Raw genomic sequence first — 20,182 nt, 5'->3', positions numbered from 1 at the left:
GTTGTTTCATTACTAAAGATTGGAGACCATGCTGTGTTAGATAAACCTAAGGTATTAATACTTGGATCTTGTCACATGAGTAATTTTGAAGAATTGAATTCTAAGGAAAGACAAGAAGAAATAATAAATTTAGTATGTAAATTAGAAGAGTTTTACCCTACAAAAATTGCAGTGGAAATGGTAGCGGATAATAATGAGGATTTGAATAGAAATTACCAGCTATACAAACATGGTAATTTTAATTTAGAAATGAACGAAATATATCAAATTGGGTTTCGACTTGCTGGCAAATTACAACACGAACAGATCTTTGCAGTTGATTGGATGGGAGAAGTAGATAAAGACTATGAAGAAGTCGAAGCGTGGTTAAAAAATAACCAGAAGGACCTTTATATAGAATTATTTGAAGGAATTCATTTTCCTGAATTATATAGAAATAAGAGTGTATTGGAGTTTTATAAAGAGCTTAATGATCCATTCTTTCTAAAACAGCTGCATAAGCTATATGTAAATATGGCTCGAATAGGAGAATTAAACAACTATGTTGGTGTGGATTGGTTAACTTGGTGGTACAAAAGAAACTTAATTATCTTTTCTAATTTAACGCGTCTTATGGAATCAAAAAATGAAAGTATTTTATTAATAGTTGGGTGTTCTCATAGTTCAATAGTTACTAAGTTTCTTGAAGAAAGCAAAATATGTACGATTGTAGATCCGTTAGATTACCTTAAAGGAGATAATATATGACTACAATTATTGTGAAGTGGGGAGAAGCAAAAGTAAAATTAACTTGGGTGAAAAATAGCTTACTTCCTCAAGTTAATCTAATCACAAGTGTACATGGATTTTGTTTTAAAGGTGAAAAGTTACTATTAGTTGATTTAAATCATAGAGGATGGGATTTTCCAGGTGGACATATAGAATCTGGTGAAACACCAGAGGAGTGCTTTAAACGGGAAGCACTGGAAGAAGGTTATATAGAAGGAGAATGTAAGTTGTTAGGACACATAATTGTTGACCATAGTGAAAATCCTTTATGGACAGAAGACAGTCCATATCCAAAGGTGGGTTATCAAGTGTTTTATAAAATGAATATTACAAAGCTGCTCACTTTCGAGGGTAATTATGAATCTGACCAACGTATGTTTATAAACCCAAGTGATGTTTCCTCATACTATCATGATTGGCACATTTTATATCAAGAAATACTGGATTGTGCTTTTTTGAAGCAAAGGACATCTTTTTAGGAAGTTAGTTTTATTAAATATTATATAGTGTGAAGCGGGGCAAAAAATGCAAAATTTCATCGAGAAATTAAAGGAAATAGAATCAGGGGAAATAGGAATTATTGTTTTTTCATTATTAAATCAAGATAAAGTTGTTTCAATAAATGAAGAATTTTCTGTACCGCTGGCTTCTGCTGCTAAAGTTGCAATTGCTTTTTGTGTTGCCAAATTAGTAGAAGAAGGGCGACATAATTGGAATAACGTAGTTACTGGAATTAGCTTTAATCCAAAAGAAGACAGTAAGGAAATATATCCTCACTTCCAAACAAGAGAAACCTTAACTTTGCAAGAAGCTGTTGAAGTGATGATTGCCTGTCATGATAGCAGTGTTGCGGATAGTATTGTTCAGTTTTGTGGTGGATGGGAAAAGATTAATACAAAAATCAAAACATATTTTGTAAATATAAATATTACACAAAACCCTAGGAACCTTGAAAACCAAGGAGAATTGATTCAGGTTTTTGAAGTATTGCGTTTAATATTTAATGGTTACAAAGAAACACCAGAGTTATGGAGTCCTATTATTACTGGTTTAGTTAGGCAAAGAGGTGAAATTGACGGTATTCCGACTCATCTCCTCAATCATATGACTGGCGGATTAGAGGATGTTGTGGTGGACATTGGGATATTAGGAGAGTTCTCTAAAAATCCTTTCTTGTATGTTTTAGGAGCTAAGAATTTACCAAATAGAAATAACTACAAAGTTGCTGATGAATTAATCTTAGAGGCTATGAAATTACTTTATGCTGAGTATTTAAATCAAGAAAGAAAAATTTAACGGTAAATAAGTTAGCAATTCTTCGTAGTACCTTTTTAAGAAATAGTCTCAGGTTTTGCAAACCTAGATACACGTTAAGTTTTTGTTCTACACTAGAGGTCTTTAACAAATATTAATGATGGTTGTGTGGCTGAAAGCAATGCATACACTTGACAAAAATTTCAGCAAATTGTTGAAATAGTTTTATAAAAATTAACAAATGAGGATTAAGAGATGGAAAAAATTAATAATATCATTGATATTCTACTAAATAAAGGTTTGATAATAAATGATGGTTTGGAATGGAAGGAGCTAAAAAGTGGTACAACTTCTGGTGTTTTATATAATCTCCTTTTCAATAAAATTCCATCTTATGTAATAAAAATAGACAATCCTATGGTTATTAGCGCAACTGAGGACTTTCTTATGACATATAAGGATGTAAGGTTGTTACCAGATGTTCTTTACACAGACAATGAAAAAGAATTTATTGTCTACTCTTATATTTTTGGCGAGACCCATTATAATCGGGGTTCTAAAAGAGAATGGATGACAATTTTAATAAAAGAACTTTTCTCCAAATACGAAAAGGTGGACATAGACACTCCTTGGGGAAGAATAAATGGAATCCATAGAAAAACTTGGTCAGATTTCAACGAAAGTAGTTTAGAGTCTGCCCAAAAGTATATTGGAGATTTTCTTCCAAGTGAGGACCATAAAAGAGTTGAGATTTTGGTAAAAAAATTAAGAGGATATCATAAACAAGAAGAAAAGTATTATTTGCATGGAGATACAGGTGTACATAATTTTGTGTTTTTGCATAACCAATTAGAAGGAGTTATTGACCCATCACCATTAATTGGACCGAAAATTTACGATTTTACTTATGCATTTTGTTCTTCACCTGATAGTCTAAATTTAAGCACGCTTTTTTTATCGTTTTCATTGTGGAACAGTCAGGCTTCTTTTACTAAGGAGCGGCTTTTGGATGAAGTTCTTTTTCAGTTATATACACGTATTGGAGTATGTATTAAAGTTCACCCGCACGATCTTAGTGGTTATATGGAAGCTTGGAAAGAATGGAGGGAATATCTACCTACTAACTAAATAGAGATTCTTCTTCAATTAACGAGCGTGAGTTGAATGACACCTTTACAAAACGAAGGGATTTTTCGTAAACATTTTTCAGATGGAAGTTTAGTAGAGCGAATAATAATTAAGTCTTTGGAAAAAGAATCTATTTCAAATGAAGAAATTGATGAGCTGAAAAGAGGTATTTTTGAAAAAGCTTTAATTATTAATGCAGGAGGCTCTCGTTTTTTTTATATTAAATCAGAAGAAGAAGTAGTATTGCCTGTGAATATAAGAGGTTTCTCAGAAACTGGAGAGTTGATTTATTCTACATACAATTAAAGTGTGAGACTATGTAACAAGAACAGCTACTAATCTAGCAGGATTAATAGCTGTTCTTGTTGGAGTAAAGGAGTAATACGAATTGAGGAGGTATCTAATGGACATAGAAACTGCTGCAAATTTGTTTTTCTTATGTTTAGTTCTCATTGGTGTAATAAGCTTTTTTGTTGGTGTTTTCTTTATGAAAAAATCCAAAAATCACAGAATTGGCTTTCTTACAACGATTACTATTAGTTTTTTGTTACTTATATTTCTCTTTAATTGGTACCAATCTGTCGCAGTAAACTTATACGTAGGAACAATTCCTTTTTTATTCAACCAAGCTTTTTCTATTGTTATGTACCTTATTTATCTAATTATTACTGGGTTTTTATTTAAAAGTCTTAATAAGCAAAATATAATAATCCAACCAAGCTAGTAGTTTGGTAGTACATTTCAAAAAAGGACAAATAGATTCATCAACTTAAAGAAATGGAGGATGGTGTATGGTTAGTTTTCAGGCTATTACGAACAAATTATTATTGTTACTTTTGATAGTATATTTATTGGCTGGATGTTCAAAGGAAATTGATGCAAAAGAAGCAGAGGACATTGCGATCCAAACAGCTACAACCGAGGGGTATAATAACCCTCGGTTATTCACCAAATATAATACGAAAACTGAACAAGTATATCAGTTTTCCAAAAAAGAAAATAAAGATGTGAAGACTTGGCAAGTTACATTAATTACAGATGAACGAGAATATGTAGAGGGCATGCTTGGGGATATAATCTATTATATTGATATTAGAAGCGGAGATATTGTAAGTAAAATTAGTGGAGTTGACTAAAGCAATAAATCTTTTTACTGAACTAACTGGTGGGAATTTGAAAGAAGACAGCTACTGATCTAAGCAGGATTAGTGGCTATTTTGTTGTAGTATAGAACAGTTTAGTTGGATATGAATAAACTTAAATGATATTCCTAATACTAAAAATTAGTTTATTAAAAGCAAGGAGGTTACCCATTTGTTTATTTGGGCAACGAACAATTTTTATAATGATACTGCTTGGAATGTAAGCTATGACTTTTTAGTTGTAGGAAAATCACTATTATGAAGAAATATTATTTTGTAATTCCATTCCTCATAGTATTTCTAATTATTTCATCCAGCCAAATAACTGAAGCAAAGAATAATACGGTTCAACAGACTCCTTTTTTGGAACAATTAATGACGCACTCATTAAAGTATGAAGAGGTTCAAAAAATTAAAATTGAAAATGATTCTGGACAACAACGTGTATTCAGTATCAACGATGGTTTTCAAGAACGTGTACTCAGAAAAGTGGTACACTGTCTTAATGACTCTAGCCAAGTAAATGGAACAATCGATGTATCAATAGAAAAACCATCCAATAAAATGACATTGAAATTGACAAATGGTGAAGTGATTACCGTTGAACCCGCATATACGTGCAAAGTTGATAATATGCAAAAAACCTGTACGCCTAAAGATGGAGAATTAATCGTTTCGGATAATAGTCAAAAAATACGATTAAAATCACAATCTCTTTATGATTGGCTCTTAGTAGGGTGGAGGAAAGAATTGGACGGACCTACCAAAGAAGAGTTGATTGAAAAAGCATTGTATACACGTTATTTAAATGAATTAGGTCCATCTTATTCGGACTTCTTTATGTGTCCAAAAATCAGAATTGAACCCATTGATGGGGACCCCAGGAGACACATCATTTTCGCTAGTGCTTTAAACTATTCAGGACACCACGGTGGGGATTTTGATAGACTTACTTTCTCTGTAAAGGACTCTAACCTATCCAAGTTACAAATAACGAAAGTAAAAGTTGATAATCATATTTCGCAAGAAGAAAGCGAAAAACAATGCCAAGCGTTTGATTAAAGGTAGTAGATAAAGATTCTCTCTTAATAGAATAGTTATTTATTAATTTTTGCATAATAATCCTATATTGTTATAGGGGGGAATAAATGTTTAAATTAGTATTTTTTTTAACCATATTGTATGCCCTTAATCCGATTAATGTTTATGCATCCGAATTTAAAGCAAGTGACACATGCATAGAAGTTTCTCAAAAGTTTAGAGAGCAATACCTTGATGAATTGAAACAGGAACTAATAAACAGTTTTAATGTTGAAATTACTAATTATACCGTATTTAATTCCCATGAAGATATTGAAAAACTGTATGATGATCTTGGCAGCTACGATAAAAGGACATCAAGTTTAACCAATATGCTTGTAGGAGAGTATTACGGTGTGAAATTTGTTTTCATAAACAAGGATTTAAATACAGGTTACATTATTTACAAGAACAAATATGGAAACAATATCATGGAAAGAGTTATTAGAACTAAAAGCAAGTGGATAATATCAGATGTTGAAGAAGTAAAGGCAGTAGCTCCAAAAGAATTCGATTATAGAGGTTTTTTCTGTATTTAAACCTACACAAGTAATTTATATACAGGCAATTGGAAAGTGTGGGGATATATAAATAAGTATGTTTAGAACTCTCTAGTTAATATTTAGCTAGGGAGCTTTTTATTGATTGTAATTCTAACTTGAAGGTTTATTACAAGCAATCAAAAAGGTAAATGTTTATAGCAGCTTGGAATTATTTCTGGTAAGTATATACAAATGATATGTGTTATGTTAATCTAATTTTACAGATTATTAATCTATATAATTAGATTGAATAAACAAAGGAGAGTCTTTATGACCGATAAGCCATTAAATGTATCAATTGAACAAGCAAAATTACTTGGGAATTCACTAAGAATTAAGATAATTAGCCAATTACAAGATCAACCGAAAACATCCAAACAAGTAGCAGATCTACTAGGAGAATCAGGTGGCAATGTACATTATCATATGAAAAAGTTATATGATGGCGGATTAATTGAATTAGTGGAAGAACGAAAGTATGGAGGGGTTATGGAGAAATATTATTTATCAAAATCAAAGTGGTTTAACTCTGCTGGGGATACACCAATTGACCCTGTATTAAGAGATGATTATCTTTCTCAAGATTCAACCGCTTTAAGTATACGATTAAATTTAACTACTCATCAACAGGAAGAAATAAAAGAAGAGTTTAAAAAATTTCTAGAGAAGTGGGTATTAAAAACAAATGCAAATACAAGTAACGAAGGGGAAGAATTTAGTATTGGTGTAAAAATTGTCTCAACTGAACAAAAAAATGAAGATAAGGGGGATTGATTCATTAATGGGGATATTCTCTAATAAGAACTTTTTATATATGTTTCTAGGAAGAGTTGTTACAAATATCGGTGACACTTTGTATGCAGTAGCAGCCATGTGGTTGGTTTCTGAATTAGGTGGTTCCACCTTTTATACTGGCTTAGCTGGATTTCTTACCATTTTCCCGAGATTTGTTCAATTTTTAGCTGGACCACTAATAGATAGAATACCAATAAGACCGTTGTTAGTCATAACCCAGATTGTTCAATCAATTATGCTACTAATCATTCCAATAGCATACTACTTAGATTGGTTAAGCGTTACACTCGTTCTAATAATTTCTCCAATTATCACAACGTTTAACATGTTAGTTTACCCAGCTCAAATAGCAGCCTTACCTAAAGTAGTGGAGGAAAAAGAGCTAACAAAAGCAAACTCACTTTTCACTTTTGCTTATCAGGGGATTGAAACGGGTTGTAATGCAATTGCTGGGGTTTTACTTGTAACAATAGGTGCAATTTCTATTTATCTTTTAGACTCCGTGATGTTTCTAATGGGTGCCATACTTTTCTCGTTTATTAACTTACCGAAGCAACCAAGAAAAGAAAACGTACAAAATGGTGAATCCATCTTAATACATTTTAAAAAGTATGGAGTGGAGCTAAAAGAAGGAATTAGTATCCTGCTTAATAAGACATTCTCTAGATTATTATTAGGAGTTATTGCAATCAATCTAGTTGGTGGCGCTACTTTTGTAGTGCTCCCTGAATTTAGTAAACAAAAAGGAGGAGCTGAAATATTTGGCTTCTTACTAATGGCACAGGCATTGGGTAGTATTTTAGGTGCACTATTAGCACCTTATTTAAGGTTAGAGAGATATGGAATAGGTAGAGTTTACGCTACGGCTTTTATCATAAGTGGTACGTTGTGGGCGGTTTCCGTTTTTAGCCCATGGACTTGGCTAATGATCGTAATATATGGTCTTGCTTGGTTCCCAGGTGGGGTTACAAACATATTAATTAATACTTGTATGCAAAGAGGTATTCCAAAGCAATTATTAGGAAGAGTGTTTTCTGCATCTTTTAGCTTAAGTGGTATTGCAATGCCAATAGGTTCGCTAATCGGAGGAATATTAGGAGTAATGATAGGGAGTGTGTATGTCATCCTATTTAGCGGTGTAATAGTATTTTTTGTTGGAGTCTTTTGGATGTTTGATTCCGTTACTCGATCTCTACCAAAGTCAGAGGATGTGACAGAAACAACGTTTATACAACCAAAACAAATAGTTGTGGCAAATTAAAAAAGAATAAGAAAATAGAATGAATTTAACTTTTGAAACAGCTAAAAGTATATTATTCGTAAAAGGTGATTAATATGGAATTGAAATTACAACTTAATGAATTAAAAAACAAAAATCTGAAATGTTTAAGCAATAAAGACTTAGATTTATTGCTCGGCAAGATGGTGGATAATATCGGTTCTGTTGACCCCGAATTAAGTGATGAACTTATATATTCAACATTTATCAGAGTGATCAATGAAGAGATTTTAACAGTCAATCAATTTCAATATTTATTAAAAATCTGTTTGGATGAAAATCATTTATTCTACAAAATTGGAGAAAAGAACACAGATTCTGTATTTACACGTTCTTTTTCTTCTTTAGTCATTGCTGGGCTTTTATCGAAAGATAGACAACTAGGCTTGTTATCCGATAAAGATTACAAGAAATTATTTGATAGAAGTGTAAAATACCTAGAGAACGAACAGGATACAAGGGGTTATGTTGAAGAAAAAGGTTGGGCTCACAGTGTTGCACACGGAGCTGATTTACTGGTATCACTAGTAAGACATCCTAAATTTACAGATGAAAACTGTATGGATGTTCTTAAGACATTACATAATTGCTTGTATAAGGATGCGACATATATTGATGATGAAGAAGAGCGTTTAATTTTTGTTATAGAGGCCCTAATGGAGAAAAAATTGGATGATAAGGAAATGGAACAATGGATACTTCAAATTCTTCATCACCTTGAATTAACTTTCGATAATGAAGCGTTTTCTCGTAATTATTTTCGCACGAAATTCAATATTGCTAACTTCCTAAAAACGTTATATTTCAGAATCGGTTTTATAAACGAAAAGAGTAGTTTAAGAGATTTAATAAATGATAGTTTGAAGGAACTTCATCAAAAGATATATAGTTCTTAGTTTTATAATGGAAACAAATGAGTACTAAAACTCAGCTGTTAATCAAAGAATACGATAATAGATTAAAATGCTGAACCCATACATCTTTCAACGTCGTAATAGGAGGAGGAAAACAATGTTACAATCAATGATTTTTGATATGGACGGAACATTGTTTCAAACAGATAAAATTTTAGAGTTATCACTTGATGAAACGTTTAAATACTTACGTTCACTAGATTTGTGGGATACAATTACACCGATTGAAACGTACCGTGAAATAATGGGGATACCTCTGCCAAAAGTTTGGGAAACATTACTCCCTAATCATTCTGTTGAAGTAAGGAACCAAACAGATCTTTATTTTCTAGAAAGACTAATAGAAAACATAAAAAGCGGTAAAGGTGCCCTATACCCAAATGTAAAAGCTATTTTTGATTACTTAGTAGAAAACAATATTTCTATTTTCATAGCAAGTAATGGTTTGGTTCCATATTTACAAACAATAGTAAATTATTATCATTTAGAAGAGTGGGTTACTGAAACATTCAGTATTCAGCAAATTGAATCACTCAATAAAGGAGATTTAGTTAGGAAAATAATAAATAAGTACGATATTAAAAATGCAGCAGTAGTTGGTGACCGACTTTCTGATATAAATGCAGCTAAAGATAATGGACTAATTGCAATTGGGTGTAATTTTGATTTTGCACAAGAAGAAGAACTCGCTCAGGCTGATTATGTAATTGAAAACTTGATGGAGTTAAAAACATTATTAACTAAGGAAAAAGTAAACGCTAGTGAAAGATGAGTTCAGTCAAAATTGAATGTTAAACTTTTTTAGGATGGTACTAAGTTAAGTAAGAGTTTATAAATAGAGGAGGAAGCATATAGTATTTTGATTAAAAGGATAGAAGCGGACTCTGTTTGGATTGGATATATAAATCAAATACAGAAGTTTTGCAGTGCGATTTTGTACACAAACATGAAAAGAATGTACGTGAAATGGAATAAACCTCATTATTAGTTCCGTAGTTAGACACAGAAAATCATAAGTTTCTGCAAAGATTTTATGTAATATCATCTGTGTACTAACTAATAATGGGGGTTATGATATGAAGAAATGTATTATTACAGGATTGATATTATTGTTAAGTTTATTTTTAGCTGCGTGTGGTGGAGCAGTAAACTCAATTGAAAGCCCAAGTTTATCTCGTTCAACTGAGGTGGATCAAAAACAGGAGATAAAAGAATCTATCTTTTTCTATACTGCTGATGAAGGTGGTATTTCAAAAGTAGATGCGTTGACTAATAAACTAGTAGAAACAATAAAAATAGACGGCTCTGTTCATAACGTTCAAATATCACCTAACAATAAAATGATTGGAGGGGTTGTAGTACCTCTTGATAGTCATGGTGACCATGACGAAAGTGATGATTCACATAAACATGATGAGTATGAAACAAGTCATGAATCTAATGGAAAGGCTGTATTTTATGATGCATATACAAGCCAATTAATTAGAGAAGTGGAAGTCGGATCCCACCCTGCACATATTGTGTTTACCGAAGATAGTAAGTATGCAGTCGTATCGAATGATGGAGATAACAATGTATCAGTCATTGATCTTTCGTCTTATGAAGTCATAGGGACAATTACAACTGGAAATGGACCTCATGGCTTCAGAATCGCAAAAGATAGCCAAACTGTTTACATTGCCAATATGGGAGAAGATACAGTAAGTGTTTTGGATTTGAATAGTATGGATGAATTGAAGCGGATAAAGGTTGGAACTACACCAGTAACAACTGCTGTTACATCGGATGGGGAACTTCTTCTTGTAACGTTGAATACGGAAAACGCTCTAGCTATTGTTGATCTTTCCGATGATTCAGTTGAAGAAATAGCAGTAGGAGAGGGACCAGCTCAAGTCTATATACAATCAGATGATAAATATGCATTTGTAGCTAATCAAGGAACTGCAAAGAACCCATCTAACACGGTAACGAAAATAGATTTAGCTACAAGAGAAGTTGTTGCCACGATTGAAGTTGGAAAAGGTTCTCATGGAGTAGTAACAAGTGATGACAATAAATTTGTCTATGTGACGAATATGTACGAGAATACCGTTAGTGTTATTAATAACGACAATAACCAGGTAGTTGCTACTGTAAAAGTTGGAAAAGTACCAAATGGAATAACAGTTCAATCAATTACTAAATAAAGCAATTATTTGAATGAAAAAAACGCGGACTAATTCCGCGTTTTTTCATTTTTCATTTTTACTAATCGTATTACATTTTAAAAACACTTGGAAAGTATGTTCCAAATTCCAATTCGCCTCTAACAATACATGCAAACTTTCTGCACATTTTCTTGGTACTATAAAAATAAAAAAGGAGGGTGTTAATTTGTACAATATTTTAGCCAGTTTAGTAGCATGATATCGCAACCATTCTTAAACATGGCTTCGACCTTTGAACATTTCCCCCTACTTTTCGCCCTACTTTTAGGAGTTGTTGGGGCATTGGTCCCTTGTCAGTTAACGGCTAACATTAGTGCAGTAACGATCTATGGAAATCAGTCTCTTCAAAATAAGGTAAGGTGGAAGGAACTAAGTAGTTTTGTTTTAGGAAAAGTAGTAGCTTTCTCCCTACTAGGAGTAATTGTATGGATCATTGGAACAGATTTACAAAATAATTTAACTTTTATTTTTCCATGGATTCGTAAGTTAATAGGTCCATTATTAATTTTTGTAGGACTAGTCTTAATAGGAGTCTTCAAGTGGAATAGAACATTTCATTTGTGGAAAAAATCAAAAGCTACAAAACGAACTACCACTTTTGGTGCGTTTTTCTTAGGGTTTAGTTTTTCACTAGCTTTTTGTCCAACTATGTTCGTCATATACTTTCTGACTCTTATTCCTGTAACAATCATTACTCCATACGGCTTTTTACTTCCTTCAGTATTTGCCATTGGTACTGCCATTCCACTAATCGTATTTATTCTTCTTTTATGGAGTTTAGGGGGAGAAGGGTGGTTAATAAAAAAGGGGAGGTCTTGGGGCACTATTGTTCAAAAGACAGGAGGGGGCTTATTAATCCTTATTGGAATATTAGACACAATTACTTATTGGTAATTTTACTACAAAGCTTACAGATTATTATTAATTAAAGAATAGAAGGATTCTTTGTATTTTTTGTGAATTATGTGATGGAACTGTTATTAGAGTACACAATAAACATAATACTGCATACTTTCTGCAAAAAAATTGGTTAGTATTTGAGTGAGAAAATAAATTAGGAGGTTTTTTTAATGAAGAAAAAGTTTTTCTTACTGATTGTTTCAGTTGCAGCTATCTTGTTACTAGCTGCATGTACAAATAACGAACCAATGAACCATGATAATATGGATCATAATGACATGGATCATGAAAATATGGAGGAACAGGAACATCAAGATCATGGAGAGGATGCAGCATCTAACGACATAGATAGAGATGGGTTTGCTCAAGCACCAACAAACTTTAATAAGAATGCTTCAGATAATTTACTGAGCCTAAACACCAAGAATATCACTCGTCTGAACACAAATGATCCAATAGAAGCGGCAGTGCTTGCTTCACAAACAACCTTTCCGTCAACTCATGAAGAAAATCAACCAGGGACCGTTATTTTAGTACCGGTAAATGAATGGCAATTAGGTTTGGCATCTGCAAATTTAATACACCACCCAAATAATGGTCCAATACTTTTTATTTCAGAAAATGAGATTCCAGCTTTAACGAAAAATGAGTTAACTCGATTAAATCCAATCGGCAATGTGGAAGGAACACAAGTTATGGTAATGGGAGATGTCAGCGAGTCAGTCCTTTCGGAATTAGATGACTATCAAGTTTTAACCATTCAAGGAAGTGATTATGCTAAATTTGCTGCAAGTGTCGATGAAAAATTCGCCAATGTTGTTGGTGGGAATTATCCAGAAAGTGTAATTGTTGTGTCATCTGATGAAGAGGCGAAATTATTCTCTCTTGTTGCAGCAAATTGGATTGCTCATATGAACGAATCTATCTTATATGTTTCAAAAGATGATATACCAGAGGCGACAATAGAAGCATTAACGAAAAGAAATAATGCCAACATTTATCTTCTTGGACCTGAAAGCATTCTATCTTCGGGATTAGAAAAAAAATTATCGGAATTTGGTAAAGTAACAAGGATTGCTGGAGAAAATCCTGTTACGACATCTATCTCATTTGCATCCTTTAAAGATAAAGATACGAGCTTTGGTTGGGGTCTTACAGAGCCCGGACATGGTGTCTCTTTTATTTCTACCCAAACACCTATATTGGCAATAGCAGGAGCACCGTTTTCCCATCTAGGTAAGCATGCTCCAGTTATCTGGTTAGAGGACGGAGAAGTAGAAAAAGCTTTATACCAATTTTTAGCAACAATTAAACCTACCTTTACGGATGATCCAACACAAGGGTCTTATAATCATGGGTTCATTCTTGGAACGATAAATGACGTTTCCTATCAAACTCAAGGAATTCTTGATGATAAATTAGAAATTGTATCTGCAAGCGGAGACGGTCATGGAGATCACGGCGGGCATTAAGAAATCAAAGCTACCATTCTGTTTTTATAAACAGTATGGTAGCTTCTATATTAGAAGGAGGAGAGTGTAATGGGAAAAATACTTTTTCAATAGAAGGAGGAAAGATGTTTACTCTGTTAAACAACTAATTCTGTTAGCATGGAGAAACATATAAAATAACATAACTAGAAGACCAAATCGCATTTGATTTGGTCTTTTACTTTTATTTATAAACGAGTTTTAGTATAACATTTCAACTTTTTATGGATTTTCTCCTTGTTATCGGAACTTCTGTATCCTTTAAATTAGCTGCTTTTTTTCTCCTTATATACAGTAAATGCAAAGCTAATAAGTTGAAGTATGACAATGGCTAATACTAAAATAATAAAGGGGATTTGAAGCCAATTGTTATTTTTAGTATTGTGAAGAAATAAGAAATAAAAAGTATGAATAATGACCAATAAATATAAGGTATTTGTCCGTTTTTGTACAAAATCCCATGATTTCCTTCCGAGTATTTTCATGCTTTTATTATTAGAAGTAATCATTAATAAAAGATAATATATTAGTCCAATAATACCAATGATATTTGCTAGCGCGAATCCTGGATGAAGTACCCATTCTCCTCCAAAAGGAGTAAAAATATAGAATAACCTTAATAAATCCCACTCTATCCACCCATCAAAAATAATAATGATATGTGCGATGGCTGTTATTCCAGACCAAATACCTAGAACTCTCCTCCAACTAAGAATAATGCTCAAATTAGGGAACAGCCTTGTAAGTGGTCCAAAAATAATGATGACCATTAAATAAAGTAAAGAAACATTAGCCACTGCTCTGTTCCAAGCATGCATAGGGTGCCATTCACTTCTACTTTCTAAAAATAACAAAGTTAGAAGTGTGGTTATAAAACCAAGTATAATATGTTTTCTAATACTATTCATTTTTATGAAACTCCTTCTGATTCAATATTTTCGTGAAAAACATAAGCTAAAGGTTGTGGTAGGTTTATTGATACATTTCACCTGGTTTTAAAACGGTTTTAACTTGAAGTAAAAGTTTGTTTACTTTTGGAAGTTAAAAGAGACAAACCTCAAAACATTATTTCTACGGTAGAATGAAGGCGTTTTTAGTCATTGCTAAGGTTATAGATTTCTCCTCTATGAATGTACTCCTTTATTTCTAGATAAATAGAGTATCTCATTATTTTGTGCAGAAAGTTTGGAGAATAAAAAACGTATAGATTAATCTATACGTCTACTGAGAGGAATTGGAAGTAGGTGTAATATTTTCCCACTTGCCTCCAGAATTGAATGTTTGAAAAAATTCATTCTGTAGTGTTACAACCACAATTTCCTCTCTATCTTTTGGATTAGAAGCTAAAAATAAGATTGGGCTTTTTTCATTATTTGGAAGTGTGTATGTTTTTTCGCTATTGGATGTTAAGTCTTTTTGAATAAGAGATACTTCACTTCCATCTATACTGGCATACAGTATTGTGTCTTCTTGAAATTCAACCGTTGTAATTGGATTCGGTGAAGTGATTAAGGTAAAAGTATCACCATAGTTGTCCGAAAAATACAGGCCTTGACTTGTAGACATAGCTACAAGATTAGACTGAATAGGATGAGTTGCAATATTGCCAATAGAGCGGGCAGAAAAGCCATTCATTGCACTTTTAATCCAAGTATCTCCTTCATCATTCGTATAATATAATCCTTTCCCCAACTCTTTGTTAGGGTGTTCATTTAATGCGTATATAGTTAAGCTATTGTAGCCGGCAGCAAGGTAATGGAAATCCGTTTCACCATAAAAGGCTAAAGTATCAAGTGTTTCTCCTAAGGTTTCACTTTTTATTAATCCTAGAGGGTCTTTTAGCTTAGATCCTCGTTCAGGGTGACCACTTGCATAAAAACCAACTTCTGTTGTTTGAAAACCCATAAAGTCATGATTATTTGATATTGTTTCATACCATACGCCATTTGAAAACCTTTTAATCCCATGATGGGTTGCAACAAATATATCATTAGATTCTCCTAAATAACCTATACCATGTACATGATCGACTTTCTCATTTGTTAACTCGACATAAAAAGAATCACTGTTTTGCGTGTCATTATTGTTGGCAGCGCACCCTGCAATGAACAAAATCAAAGTCGATAATAGTAATGCTCTAAACTTCATATCATTTTTCCTCCATCTTTTATATATCTTGTAAGCCAATCTAAATTACCTTTCTTAAGACTGATCCCACCTATAACCAATTCCCCAAACCGTCTTCAAATATTTATCAATATTAAATCCTTCTTGACGTAACTTATCTCTAACATTTCGAATATGCGAATCAATCGTTCTATTTTCCGTATCTAACCTAAAGCCTAATGAGTTTAGCAAGTGTTCTCTGGAGAAAACATTATTAGGATAGGATAGAAATAGTTTTAATAGCTCATACTCTTTTCGTGTTAATGGTATTATTTTTTTTTGATAAGTGGCCGTATAGGAATGCAAATGTAATGTCAGTCCTTCAAAAGATAGGTCATCTACTGAATCTTTGTCACCTACCCTACGTATTATAGCTTCAATTCTTGCTAGTAACTCTTTTTCATTAAAAGGCTTCGTAATGTAATCATCTGCGCCACTTTTCAATCCTTTTACTACATCCTCAATTTCCGTACGAGCAGTCAGCATAATGACAGGAACATTACTAAAGTAACGTATTTCTTGAAGTGTTGCCCAACCATCCATTTTTGGCATCATTATATCCAATAGAACTAAATCAACATGGTTTTCTTCCAGGAAATCTATTGCTTCTTTCCCGGTGCTTTTTTTAATACATTTATATCCATATGGAGAGATGTAAAGGGATAGTAAGTCTAACATTCTTTGTTCATCATCTACTAATAAGATTATTTTCATAATTACTTCTCCTTTAACCTAATTGTAAAAGTAGTTCCCTCATCTAATTTACTCCTAACACTAATATCTCCATGATGAGCTTCCACCAATTCTTTTACAATGGATAGTCCTAACCCTACGCCACCTGTTAGACGAGAACGAGATTTTTCAACTCGATAAAATCGATTAAAGATGTATGGTAAATCTTCGTTAGGAATGCCTGTTCCTTGATCTGTTATCATAATAAAAATATATTTATTTTCTTTTTTTACTACAACAGTGGTAGTAGTGCCACTTTCAGAATATTTAAGTGCATTGTCCAAGAGATTAACAAGTACTTGCTCTATTCTTTTAGGATCTATGTTCACTTTCCAAGACTTTTCACATTTTAGCTCTAATGCTATATTTTTATTTAAGAAGACAGGCATTACTTTTTGAAAAATGCCTTCTAACAAAAGGTGTAAGTCGGTTGTTTCTTTATTAATTGTAAACATGTTTTGATCTAATCTTGCCAAATTAAATAGTTCCTCTAAGAGATGATGTACCTTTCCTGCTTCTTCGTGAATGATGGACAAATATTCTATTCTTTCTTCCTCTTTCGTATCTTTTCGTTTAGCAATTTCTGCATAACCTTTAATATAAGTCAACGGAGTTCTTAACTCATGAGAGATACTGGCTAAAAATTCGTTTCTCTCTTTCTTTAAATAATTTAAGTCGTTCGCCAATGTTTGAATGGATGAAGCTAAATCACCAACCTCATCTTTTGTTGAAACAGGAAGTGTAACGGAAAAGTCGCCTTTACTTATCTTCTCGGTAGCCATTTTCATCGAATTTAGCGGCTTTGTTAACACATTTACTAAAAAGAAAATAGTAATTAACATAAAGAATGTAATAACAATCGCAGCTATTAAGAAATGGTGGTTTAATTTTGAAATAACCCCTTGTATTGTATCGGTCTTTTTGATCATAAAAACATAACCAATGTTCCCATTTCCTGCATCATAAGGGGAAACGGTTGAAAGATATTCTCCCTTTCTCCAATTGGATTGAAGGATAAGTCCTTCTCTTGGTACTTCATCATTCAATTCTAATTCCCGTATGTGATGTGAGTGGGGACTAGATGATGTAATGATTTCTCCATTTGAATTCATAATAAATACATCTGTATCAGTATGAGTTTCCATTTGAGAAATATGTTCCATTGTAGTTATGTCAAAAGAAGATGCTAGAACATCACGGTGGTTATTACCTCTAGCTTTTAAAGCATGGAGCTCTTCTTCTACTAAAGACTCTACCACATGCTGATGTAGAAATATCATGGAGATGCCTTCAATAATTATTATGCAAACAAAAAACCATAAACTTAATTTTAATGAGAATCTCACTTGATTCGACTCCTTACTCTTATACACAAGTCTATAAGAAAAGTTTGAAGAAAGTGTGCAGTTTTCTTCTAATATTGTGTAGTTTTATTGATGATCTTGGAGATAAAGTCTTCGATTATTTATAGAGAAGGTATATCTAGTATTTGAAATACATGTCCAACTTTTTGTTCGCATATATATGTAATGAAAGGAGGAGGTGAAATTGAATACCTTTTTTTACTATATATTATTTTCGTTAGGTAGCATATCAATTGTTAGTTGTATCTGTGCTTTTAAGTTCAGAAATAAATTAAGAACTATGTCTGCGATGGTCATTACTATGTCTTTATCTATGAGTCTTAGTCTCACTGCTGGACTCCTCTTCGGAGTACTTTACAAAGGAGATTTATTTACGTCGACAATCATATCCATTCTAATAGGAGTTGTATTTGCTATTATTAGTAGTTTTCCTTATGGTATTTTAATATCGGTAGAAGGTGTCATGTCTAGTACAATGGGGGCAATGATGGGAGCAATGCTAGGGGAGAAGATCTCCATCAATCAATCTTCTTTTTTGTTAATGTTTTTCCTAGTCATTACAATTTGTTCTTCATTATTAATTTTTATCATTCCCAAATCAGATAAGTATCAAGATGAAACAGTAACAATAAGGTAGATTTGGAAACCAATTCTTGTCACCTTTGTATTATGTTTATTCATCTCTATAGGATTTCAATTAAGTCAAACAGAGGCACATAAACAACCCATTGCACCAATAGAACAACACCATGGTCATGAAAATTAATGATTTTCCATATTCACAATTAATTAAGATTTTTAAAAAAGGGAAGGATTTAAAAATGTTAAAATTTATTATATGTAAGTCCATGCCTGATAGTGATTTATTAAATGCAATAGTAGACCTACATGCAGATATATTTGGTACTACTGATGATTTAATAAACAAAATGTGTAATAAACCTCGACTATTAATCAATATAGCTATGGATGGCAAAAAAGTAATAGGATATAAGATTGGCTATGAATTAGATAATGAAACATTCTATAGTTGGTTAGGTGGGGTAGATTCTACTTATAGAAATCAAGGTATTGCTTCCATCTTAATGGAGAAACAACATGATTATTTGAAGGAACAAGGGTATAAAGTTGTGCAAACAAAAACAATGAACAAATGGCGTAACATGCTAATTTTAAATATTAAACATGGATTTGATGTGATCGAGACTTACACAAATGAGAGAGGATTACATAAAATAATACTTGAGAAAAACTTACTTGAATATCTCTAAGTTATTGTCATCACACATTAAGAATGGGCAAGAAATCATTGATGAAAAGGCGGCTATTAAACCTGTACCTGACGAGATTGCGACTAAAGAGTTATTTAGCGCAAAAAATGATGAATTGGTTTTTCATACTTCCCACGAAAGCATTATGCTTGAAATTCGTCAAGATGTTGGTTTGAGGAGATTTGAATTCCATGAAAATAAACTATAAATATAAATACGGGACTTTTGTTCATACTAGTATTGGGAGGTGCCCCAATACTAATATGAACATTTTTTTTATTTTGTTGTTAATCTTTTCTAATACTACGAATGATACTGATTATTTAACACTTAAAGATAATGGACAAACCATAATGGTTATTAGCAAGGACGAGGTAATGACTTCAATCCTAGACGTTCCGATCGTCAATAGTGTAGCTACGGAACAATTACTTCAGACGTTAGAAAAAGATATATTCCTTGAGCCAAAAAACGCAACCATCGGTGATGACGGCAGAATTGTTTCCGAAGAAGTAGGCTACAAATTAAACAAACAGGCATTTTTAGAACTTTATTATGATTATTTATTTCATAATGGATCAACTGTGATTGAGGTCCCTAAGAATCCTATCTATCCAAAGGTAGATAGCGAAATTCTTTCACAAATTAAGTTGAAAAAGATAGGACAGTTTGTGACATTCTTTAATTCTAGAAATATAAGTCGGACTCATAATATTACTCTTGCAGCAGAAGCAATTGATAATTATGTTGTGTTTCCAAATGAGGTTTTTTCTTTTAATCAAGTAGTTGGGATGCGAACGGAAGGAAGAGGTTACTTACTTGCACCTATTATAATAAGAGGCGAATTATCTGAAGGTGTTGGCGGAGGAATTTGCCAAGTCTCATCTACGTTATTTAATGCTGTAGACCTTGCAGGGTTAAAAATTGTGGAGCGGTATTCACATAGTAGGAGTGTTCCTTACGTAAGACCAGGTCGAGATGCAACAGTCAGTTGGTACGGTCCGGACTTCCGCTTTCAAAATCAGTATAACCAGCCTATATTGATTAAGGCGAGACGATACGGAGGCAGTTTAATTGTTATGTTGTATTCATCGGATGCAATAAATCTAGAAATAAACAAATAATCTTTGGTTTGAAAAAGGCGCGTGGA

General features: G+C 32.8%; 24 protein-coding genes. 20 read left to right on the top strand and 4 right to left on the bottom strand.

All coding sequences use genetic code 11. The features are described from left to right. Nucleotides 1–33: 33 nt before the first annotated feature. The 16 genes from CDZ89_RS15845 to CDZ89_RS15770 all read left to right on the top strand — a co-directional run bounded on the left by CDZ89_RS15845 (nt 34) and on the right by CDZ89_RS15770 (nt 13,481). Nucleotides 34–747, top strand: a complete 714-nt coding sequence (locus tag CDZ89_RS15845) for a DUF5694 domain-containing protein (RefSeq protein WP_227521529.1) — start codon at nt 34–36, stop codon at nt 745–747. After that, nucleotides 744–1,247, top strand: a complete 504-nt coding sequence (locus CDZ89_RS15840; protein WP_100333981.1) for an NUDIX hydrolase — start codon at nt 744–746, stop codon at nt 1,245–1,247. Before CDZ89_RS15845 ends, CDZ89_RS15840 begins: the two co-directional genes overlap by 4 nt. Nucleotides 1,248–1,293: 46 nt before the next feature. After that, entirely contained in the window at nt 1,294–2,064 is a 771-nt protein-coding gene (locus CDZ89_RS15835; protein WP_100333980.1) for a serine hydrolase, read from the top strand. Between the two features lie 213 nt (nt 2,065–2,277). Beyond that, nucleotides 2,278–3,150 (top strand): hypothetical protein, encoded by an 873-nt coding sequence (locus CDZ89_RS15830; RefSeq protein WP_100333979.1) that lies wholly within the window; start codon nt 2,278–2,280, stop codon nt 3,148–3,150. A gap of 36 nt (nt 3,151–3,186) precedes the next feature. Then, nucleotides 3,187–3,456, top strand: a complete 270-nt coding sequence (locus tag CDZ89_RS15825) for a hypothetical protein (RefSeq protein WP_100333978.1) — start codon at nt 3,187–3,189, stop codon at nt 3,454–3,456. Nucleotides 3,457–3,553: 97 nt separating this feature from the next. Then, nucleotides 3,554–3,874 (top strand): hypothetical protein, encoded by a 321-nt coding sequence (locus CDZ89_RS15820; RefSeq protein ID WP_100333977.1) that lies wholly within the window; start codon nt 3,554–3,556, stop codon nt 3,872–3,874. A gap of 67 nt (nt 3,875–3,941) precedes the next feature. Further along, nucleotides 3,942–4,286, top strand: a complete 345-nt coding sequence (locus CDZ89_RS15815; protein WP_100333976.1) for a hypothetical protein — start codon at nt 3,942–3,944, stop codon at nt 4,284–4,286. 264 nt (nt 4,287–4,550) lie between these two features. Beyond that, nucleotides 4,551–5,354, top strand: a complete 804-nt coding sequence (locus CDZ89_RS15810; protein WP_100333975.1) for a hypothetical protein — start codon at nt 4,551–4,553, stop codon at nt 5,352–5,354. Between the two features lie 86 nt (nt 5,355–5,440). Continuing rightward, nucleotides 5,441–5,911, top strand: a complete 471-nt coding sequence (locus CDZ89_RS15805; RefSeq protein ID WP_100333974.1) for a hypothetical protein — start codon at nt 5,441–5,443, stop codon at nt 5,909–5,911. A gap of 273 nt (nt 5,912–6,184) precedes the next feature. Next, the gene (locus CDZ89_RS15800; protein ID WP_100333973.1) at nt 6,185–6,688 is read left to right on the top strand and encodes a winged helix-turn-helix domain-containing protein; all 504 of its coding nucleotides are present in this window, start codon (nt 6,185–6,187) and stop codon (nt 6,686–6,688) included. 7 nt (nt 6,689–6,695) lie between these two features. Continuing rightward, a complete protein-coding gene (locus tag CDZ89_RS15795; protein WP_100333972.1) occupies nt 6,696–7,970 on the top strand; it encodes an MFS transporter in 1,275 nt (424 codons plus the stop codon). A gap of 74 nt (nt 7,971–8,044) precedes the next feature. After that, nucleotides 8,045–8,884 carry a DUF2785 domain-containing protein gene (locus tag CDZ89_RS15790; RefSeq protein WP_100333971.1) on the top strand — a complete coding sequence of 280 codons (840 nt, stop codon included), beginning with the start codon at nt 8,045–8,047 and terminating at the stop codon, nt 8,882–8,884. A 115-nt stretch (nt 8,885–8,999) separates the two neighbouring features. Further along, the gene (locus CDZ89_RS15785; protein WP_100333970.1) at nt 9,000–9,674 is read left to right on the top strand and encodes an HAD hydrolase-like protein; all 675 of its coding nucleotides are present in this window, start codon (nt 9,000–9,002) and stop codon (nt 9,672–9,674) included. A 304-nt stretch (nt 9,675–9,978) separates the two neighbouring features. Next, nucleotides 9,979–11,088 (top strand): YncE family protein, encoded by a 1,110-nt coding sequence (locus tag CDZ89_RS15780; protein ID WP_096155394.1) that lies wholly within the window; start codon nt 9,979–9,981, stop codon nt 11,086–11,088. 216 nt (nt 11,089–11,304) lie between these two features. Continuing rightward, nucleotides 11,305–12,003 (top strand): cytochrome c biogenesis CcdA family protein, encoded by a 699-nt coding sequence (locus tag CDZ89_RS15775; protein WP_227521528.1) that lies wholly within the window; start codon nt 11,305–11,307, stop codon nt 12,001–12,003. Between the two features lie 176 nt (nt 12,004–12,179). Then, entirely contained in the window at nt 12,180–13,481 is a 1,302-nt protein-coding gene (locus tag CDZ89_RS15770) for a cell wall-binding repeat-containing protein (protein WP_100333969.1), read from the top strand. A gap of 284 nt (nt 13,482–13,765) precedes the next feature. On the opposite strand, the gene CDZ89_RS15765 is transcribed toward CDZ89_RS15770, so the two are convergent. From CDZ89_RS15765 to CDZ89_RS15750, 4 genes are all read right to left on the bottom strand, one after another. Beyond that, nucleotides 13,766–14,407 (bottom strand): hypothetical protein, encoded by a 642-nt coding sequence (locus tag CDZ89_RS15765; protein ID WP_100333968.1) that lies wholly within the window; start codon nt 14,405–14,407, stop codon nt 13,766–13,768. A gap of 313 nt (nt 14,408–14,720) precedes the next feature. Beyond that, complete coding sequence (locus CDZ89_RS15760) at nt 14,721–15,647, bottom strand: F510_1955 family glycosylhydrolase (protein ID WP_100333967.1); 927 nt, start codon at nt 15,645–15,647, stop codon at nt 14,721–14,723. Nucleotides 15,648–15,701: 54 nt separating this feature from the next. After that, the gene (locus tag CDZ89_RS15755) at nt 15,702–16,379 is read right to left on the bottom strand and encodes a response regulator transcription factor (protein WP_100333966.1); all 678 of its coding nucleotides are present in this window, start codon (nt 16,377–16,379) and stop codon (nt 15,702–15,704) included. A gap of 2 nt (nt 16,380–16,381) precedes the next feature. Beyond that, nucleotides 16,382–17,743: a sensor histidine kinase gene (locus CDZ89_RS15750; protein ID WP_227521527.1), complete on the bottom strand. Its 1,362-nt coding sequence runs from the start codon at nt 17,741–17,743 to the stop codon at nt 16,382–16,384. A gap of 202 nt (nt 17,744–17,945) precedes the next feature. On the opposite strand from CDZ89_RS15750, the gene CDZ89_RS15745 reads away from it, so the two are divergent. From CDZ89_RS15745 to CDZ89_RS15730, 4 genes are all read left to right on the top strand, one after another. After that, nucleotides 17,946–18,398, top strand: a complete 453-nt coding sequence (locus CDZ89_RS15745; protein WP_100333965.1) for a hypothetical protein — start codon at nt 17,946–17,948, stop codon at nt 18,396–18,398. Nucleotides 18,399–18,582: 184 nt separating this feature from the next. Next, nucleotides 18,583–19,032, top strand: coding sequence for a GNAT family N-acetyltransferase (locus CDZ89_RS15740; RefSeq protein WP_227521526.1), 450 nt, complete (start codon nt 18,583–18,585; stop codon nt 19,030–19,032). Further along, nucleotides 19,019–19,240, top strand: a complete 222-nt coding sequence (locus tag CDZ89_RS15735) for a hypothetical protein (RefSeq protein WP_198508249.1) — start codon at nt 19,019–19,021, stop codon at nt 19,238–19,240. Before CDZ89_RS15740 ends, CDZ89_RS15735 begins: the two co-directional genes overlap by 14 nt. Nucleotides 19,241–19,295: 55 nt before the next feature. Next, nucleotides 19,296–20,156 carry a VanW family protein gene (locus CDZ89_RS15730; protein ID WP_100334316.1) on the top strand — a complete coding sequence of 287 codons (861 nt, stop codon included), beginning with the start codon at nt 19,296–19,298 and terminating at the stop codon, nt 20,154–20,156. The last annotated feature ends 26 nt before the right edge of the window (nt 20,157–20,182 follow it).

The sequence above is a fragment of the Bacillus alkalisoli genome, from assembly GCF_002797415.1.
GTDB classification, from domain to species: Bacteria; Bacillota; Bacilli; order Bacillales; family Bacillaceae_I; genus Bacillus_CD; species Bacillus_CD alkalisoli.
The sequence above is the reverse complement of the archived record's forward strand: the minus strand, read 5'-3'. Positions and strand labels throughout refer to the sequence as shown.

What these genes read in the sequence shown, in the direction of transcription:
- CDZ89_RS15830 (WP_100333979.1), top strand. Translation starts at nt 2,278, where the DNA reads ATGGAAAAAATTAATAATATCATTGATATTCTACTAAATAAAGGTTTG.
- CDZ89_RS15760 (WP_100333967.1), bottom strand. Translation starts at nt 15,647, where the DNA reads ATGAAGTTTAGAGCATTACTATTATCGACTTTGATTTTGTTCATTGCA.
- CDZ89_RS15800 (WP_100333973.1), top strand. Translation starts at nt 6,185, where the DNA reads ATGACCGATAAGCCATTAAATGTATCAATTGAACAAGCAAAATTACTT.
- CDZ89_RS15730 (WP_100334316.1), top strand. Translation starts at nt 19,296, where the DNA reads ATGAACATTTTTTTTATTTTGTTGTTAATCTTTTCTAATACTACGAAT.
- CDZ89_RS15825 (WP_100333978.1), top strand. Translation starts at nt 3,187, where the DNA reads ATGACACCTTTACAAAACGAAGGGATTTTTCGTAAACATTTTTCAGAT.
- CDZ89_RS15805 (WP_100333974.1), top strand. Translation starts at nt 5,441, where the DNA reads ATGTTTAAATTAGTATTTTTTTTAACCATATTGTATGCCCTTAATCCG.
- CDZ89_RS15795 (WP_100333972.1), top strand. Translation starts at nt 6,696, where the DNA reads ATGGGGATATTCTCTAATAAGAACTTTTTATATATGTTTCTAGGAAGA.
- CDZ89_RS15835 (WP_100333980.1), top strand. Translation starts at nt 1,294, where the DNA reads ATGCAAAATTTCATCGAGAAATTAAAGGAAATAGAATCAGGGGAAATA.
- CDZ89_RS15820 (WP_100333977.1), top strand. Translation starts at nt 3,554, where the DNA reads ATGGACATAGAAACTGCTGCAAATTTGTTTTTCTTATGTTTAGTTCTC.
- CDZ89_RS15780 (WP_096155394.1), top strand. Translation starts at nt 9,979, where the DNA reads ATGAAGAAATGTATTATTACAGGATTGATATTATTGTTAAGTTTATTT.
- CDZ89_RS15790 (WP_100333971.1), top strand. Translation starts at nt 8,045, where the DNA reads ATGGAATTGAAATTACAACTTAATGAATTAAAAAACAAAAATCTGAAA.
- CDZ89_RS15810 (WP_100333975.1), top strand. Translation starts at nt 4,551, where the DNA reads ATGAAGAAATATTATTTTGTAATTCCATTCCTCATAGTATTTCTAATT.
- CDZ89_RS15785 (WP_100333970.1), top strand. Translation starts at nt 9,000, where the DNA reads ATGTTACAATCAATGATTTTTGATATGGACGGAACATTGTTTCAAACA.
- CDZ89_RS15815 (WP_100333976.1), top strand. Translation starts at nt 3,942, where the DNA reads ATGGTTAGTTTTCAGGCTATTACGAACAAATTATTATTGTTACTTTTG.
- CDZ89_RS15840 (WP_100333981.1), top strand. Translation starts at nt 744, where the DNA reads ATGACTACAATTATTGTGAAGTGGGGAGAAGCAAAAGTAAAATTAACT.
- CDZ89_RS15770 (WP_100333969.1), top strand. Translation starts at nt 12,180, where the DNA reads ATGAAGAAAAAGTTTTTCTTACTGATTGTTTCAGTTGCAGCTATCTTG.
- CDZ89_RS15765 (WP_100333968.1), bottom strand. Translation starts at nt 14,407, where the DNA reads ATGAATAGTATTAGAAAACATATTATACTTGGTTTTATAACCACACTT.
- CDZ89_RS15755 (WP_100333966.1), bottom strand. Translation starts at nt 16,379, where the DNA reads ATGAAAATAATCTTATTAGTAGATGATGAACAAAGAATGTTAGACTTA.
- CDZ89_RS15775 (WP_227521528.1), top strand. Translation starts at nt 11,305, where the DNA reads ATGATATCGCAACCATTCTTAAACATGGCTTCGACCTTTGAACATTTC.
- CDZ89_RS15740 (WP_227521526.1), top strand. Translation starts at nt 18,583, where the DNA reads ATGTTAAAATTTATTATATGTAAGTCCATGCCTGATAGTGATTTATTA.